This is a genomic window from Phytobacter sp. V91, assembly GCF_965644225.1.
GTDB lineage: Bacteria > Pseudomonadota > Gammaproteobacteria > Enterobacterales > Enterobacteriaceae > CBFFRJ01.
On sequence record NZ_CBFFRJ010000236.1, the window covers coordinates 1 to 3,486 of the forward strand.

The 3,486-nt window shown below is 49.9% G+C and carries 7 protein-coding genes; 2 read left to right on the forward strand and 5 right to left on the reverse strand.

All coding sequences use genetic code 11. The features are described 5' to 3' along the window. From ACSZO4_RS25120 to ACSZO4_RS25130, 3 genes are all read right to left on the reverse strand, one after another. The coding region (locus ACSZO4_RS25120) for a relaxase/mobilization nuclease domain-containing protein (protein WP_437891814.1) at positions 1 to 374 on the reverse strand (374 nt) is incomplete at its 3' end. After that, positions 364 to 687, reverse strand: a complete 324-nt coding sequence (locus ACSZO4_RS25125) for a MobC family plasmid mobilization relaxosome protein (RefSeq protein ID WP_172843362.1) — start codon at positions 685 to 687, stop codon at positions 364 to 366. The genes ACSZO4_RS25125 and ACSZO4_RS25120, both read right to left, overlap by 11 nt. Before the next feature lie 850 nt (positions 688 to 1,537). Further along, positions 1,538 to 1,711, reverse strand: coding sequence for a YdgH/BhsA/McbA-like domain containing protein (locus ACSZO4_RS25130; protein ID WP_437891818.1), 174 nt, complete (start codon positions 1,709 to 1,711; stop codon positions 1,538 to 1,540). Positions 1,712 to 1,918: 207 nt separating this feature from the next. Between ACSZO4_RS25130 and ACSZO4_RS25135 the strand changes: the two genes are divergently transcribed. Beyond that, positions 1,919 to 2,128 carry a DNA polymerase III subunit theta gene (locus tag ACSZO4_RS25135; protein ID WP_437891815.1) on the forward strand — a complete coding sequence of 70 codons (210 nt, stop codon included), beginning with the start codon at positions 1,919 to 1,921 and terminating at the stop codon, positions 2,126 to 2,128. Positions 2,129 to 2,402: 274 nt separating this feature from the next. Beyond that, positions 2,403 to 2,759 carry a hypothetical protein gene (locus ACSZO4_RS25140; protein ID WP_437891816.1) on the forward strand — a complete coding sequence of 119 codons (357 nt, stop codon included), beginning with the start codon at positions 2,403 to 2,405 and terminating at the stop codon, positions 2,757 to 2,759. Positions 2,760 to 2,785: 26 nt separating this feature from the next. Here the strand turns inward: ACSZO4_RS25140 and ACSZO4_RS25145 are convergent, their stop codons facing one another. Beyond that, positions 2,786 to 3,232 (reverse strand): regulatory protein RecX, encoded by a 447-nt coding sequence (locus tag ACSZO4_RS25145; protein WP_437891817.1) that lies wholly within the window; start codon positions 3,230 to 3,232, stop codon positions 2,786 to 2,788. A 116-nt stretch (positions 3,233 to 3,348) separates the two neighbouring features. Further along, the coding region (locus ACSZO4_RS25150) for an MbeD/MobD family mobilization/exclusion protein (protein ID WP_437891819.1) at positions 3,349 to 3,486 on the reverse strand (138 nt) is incomplete at its 5' end.

Genomic DNA, 3,486 nt, shown 5'->3' on the forward strand with positions numbered 1-3,486 from the left:
TCGTAATACGGCTGGAGACGCCTGCCGGTCAGCAGCTCCGTGTTCGGGATCAGGAAGTTCAGCTCCAGCCGCCCCTTGTCCTGGTGCTCAACCCACAGCACGCTGTACTGGTCTTTATCGAGTCCGGGCATCAGAACCCGCTCGAAGCTCTCCATCAGCTTTTCACGCTGGCCGGACGGTAAATCCTGTTCGGCAAAGGACAGGACGCCGGAGGTGTATTTTTTGGCGTAGGGCGAGGCGTCGATAAGCTCCCGGACTTCCTCCGGCTTCCCCTGCAGAACGCTGGCACCTTCGCGCTGGCGGTCTTTTCCCAGCAGATAATCCACCGGACCGGCACCACCGCCGCGACCTCGCGGGTGAAACTTAACGATCATCGTCTGCCCCCTTTTCCAGCACGGCATGCCGCAGCCGCTCGAGTCCGGCATCGATGGCCATCAGCGCGGCGACGACCTGCACGCGGTCGTGCCCGCTGCCGCCACCGCCGTTAACCTGCCGGGCAATCTGGTTAAGGTTGTTCCCCATGCCGGCAAGCTGACGAAGCAGCGCCGGTGAGAGCGACGGAAGTTTGCCGGCGCGGGCGGGCTTCTCGTCCAGGCACGTCTGCCGCATCCAGGCAGCGAGCTGTTTACCGTCGCAGCGTTCCAGCAGACGGCGGTGTTCATCTTCGGTCACCCACATCGTGAGCATTTTGCTACGTTTGTTTGCCAATCAGGCCTCCTGATAACGCCGGGACGGGCTGGAAATCTTTTCCCGGTCGGCACGGTGTTGGACAAGCCGCAGGCGCTTAAGTGGCTTTGCGGGTTTCGGGGCGCAGCCCTGAACCAGTCACGGAGCGCTAGCGGAGTGTATACTGGCTTAGTATGGTAAATCGAAGGGAGAATTCAGGGAAGTGCTTCCTGTGGCAGGTGAAAATGCAGCTCAGGGGCGTAGGTGCAACATGCGGGTAAAGTGAAATGACGCCTCCTCGCGCATTCGCTCACTGACGTTCGGTCATGAGGCTGCGGCGGGCGTTACTGAACTTATAAAGGGATGTTTTTGATTATCAGGCGATAAATGTACAAAAGCCCCGTGACATAATCACGGGGCTTCGGTACTCTAATTCTTCGCAGATACCTGCCAGGATCAGACGTAGCAATCCTATCCTAGCAGGGCTGGCTAGCATTGTCACTACCAGCTTAATACCATTCAACGACATTAAAATAATATCTGCACCTTAGACGCTCAGGTCTACGCCCCGGACTCCGGCAGGATAAACAGGCAAACGGTGGGTACGTAACTTAACCGCGAAAGAGTTAAGCTCTACCCCGTCTCGCAGTACGATAACTAGCACCTGATAAAAGAGCGAACAAGGCAGCAGTAAGCGGTGAAGTGTGATTGCTAAGGTCTGACACTTCACCCACACAATCAAGCCCGTTGCAAGGCAAGAAGAAACGATCTAGATGAAGGTCGCGCCGCTCCCCATGGTTTTCTGATACCCACCATGGGGGCATTAGGTATCTATTGCCTGTTTATCTGAATCAGCTCTGTTAGCTACTGATTATTCGATAAGTTCAGCCGTCATATGAACTCGCTTATTCGTGTTAGCTTCCGTAATTTTGTAAGTGGCATTCTGCTCATTGGCGATTGACGCAACTTTGGCTTCGGCTTCGTCAAGAGTGGAGGCTGTAACAGAAATGCTCTTGGCAATGACTGGTGAAGCTACGATTACCATCACGAGAACACTGGCCTTTAATATTCTATTCATAATGTCTCCTCGTTCATTTGTGGTCAGTTAACCAGAATGAACATGAAGTTCTACTACGCTCCTTCTGGCCGTGATTCCAAAAAAGTCGGTATCCGACACAAACAGAAAACTTTTATCATTCTATAATAACCGTAGTGATAGTAACTGTAGTTATTATAGGTTAATGGAGGATTTATGCGTGACATAAAAAAATTAATTGACGAGCTGAGCACAAAAGGAACTGATTTCGCAGCCTCTACTTATGCTTTTATAGAGCGGCAAGGTAATGATATGTCATCAATAAATATTGATGACATAGTTACAAAAGAAGAGAGGGAGCTTTTTAATAAGAAACTGGAACACTACAGAAGTGTTTACAAAAAAAAGGATTCAACAGTCTTGTAACCACTACAACCACCGACAAGGTGGATATTTTGAGGCGTGAAGAGAGCAAGACACGCCACGTGTAGCACATGGCTGATTTACCATAACACCCGTTGTCCGCACCGCTGAAACGGCCTCAGCGCGATTCTGAGGTCTGAACCGTGAAAATACACGCCTTGCCCCACAAAAACAGCGCACAATGGCGCTGGTGAGTTTTGCGAGTATGCATGGTTATGCATAACAGTGACGGAGCTAAAGTTTCGGGCTAAATTTGTCACCACATGGCTAAAACTTAATGTCTCGTAATCAAAAAAATGGCAGCAGGCCAAATCAAAAACCACTTATCGTCAGTACTCTGAGCGAAAGAGAACTACGAGCACTGAATCAGTGTATTATCGAACTTCTCCGAACCCTTCAACAACAGCATGAACAGCAGAATATGACGAAATTCCGGCTAGGTGACGTGGTTCGCTTCGCTAATAATGGTCAAAAAAAAGTCACGGGAATCATCATCCGTTTCAACAAAAAAACAGTGTCAGTACACTCAGAAACAGGTGGACAATGGACGGTATCACCGAACGTCCTTACCTTAATAAAACGACAAGTAATCAGCGATGAAGCAAGGAAAGAAACGTCACTTATCGTTAGCTGAATTGGCTGACACACTGAGCGTAAGCGTTAGTCTTCCGGTGGTGCGATAGCTTCGATGATCATATCCATCGAAAAACCACGACTTTGCAGGAACCGAATCTGACGCCCTTTTTCTCTGGCATCGGAAGGATAACCATCACCAAATTTTTTAATCCGGCATCCTGATGCCATCTGAAACCAGTCCACATCACAGTCTTTTATTGTCTTTTCAGTCACCTCCTGATCGATACCTTTCTGTCGAAGCTCCTGCCTGATACGGGTCGGGCCATACTGTTTTCGCAAAAAACGGGACACCATATTTTCAGCAATACGCTGATCGTTCAGATATTTGCTGTCACAAAGACGGACAATGACAGTTTCCACAGTCATCCCGTCATCCGTCATATGATGTAAAGCCCTGCGCATTTCGCCGTTGCTGTAATCCTTACGGGCAAGAAGAGAGACTGCGTGTTCATAAAGTTCATCCGGCTTCATTAATTTTCCCTCGTTTTATGTTCAGCCATATAACGACGTTTAACCCAGCGAAGGGGCATCGTAAGTTTTCTGATGCTGCTCCACCAACTCCTGCACCCGGTGTGCTTCAATAGTGTTTAGCCTATCGACAATCGGCGCAGCTGCTCGCTCAAACTCTCCACCTGCCTGCTCAAGACTGTGACGCGCTCGCTCAGCGCCGCGTTCTCCCGTTGCATAAGACCAGACATCGTCCGCCATTCCGCGAAGGCGTTCTC

What these genes read in the sequence shown, in the direction of transcription:
- ACSZO4_RS25125 (WP_172843362.1), bottom strand. Translation starts at nt 687, where the DNA reads ATGCTCACGATGTGGGTGACCGAAGATGAACACCGCCGTCTGCTGGAA.
- ACSZO4_RS25130 (WP_437891818.1), bottom strand. Translation starts at nt 1,711, where the DNA reads ATGGTAATCGTAGCTTCACCAGTCATTGCCAAGAGCATTTCTGTTACA.
- ACSZO4_RS25135 (WP_437891815.1), top strand. Translation starts at nt 1,919, where the DNA reads ATGCGTGACATAAAAAAATTAATTGACGAGCTGAGCACAAAAGGAACT.
- ACSZO4_RS25140 (WP_437891816.1), top strand. Translation starts at nt 2,403, where the DNA reads ATGTCTCGTAATCAAAAAAATGGCAGCAGGCCAAATCAAAAACCACTT.
- ACSZO4_RS25145 (WP_437891817.1), bottom strand. Translation starts at nt 3,232, where the DNA reads ATGAAGCCGGATGAACTTTATGAACACGCAGTCTCTCTTCTTGCCCGT.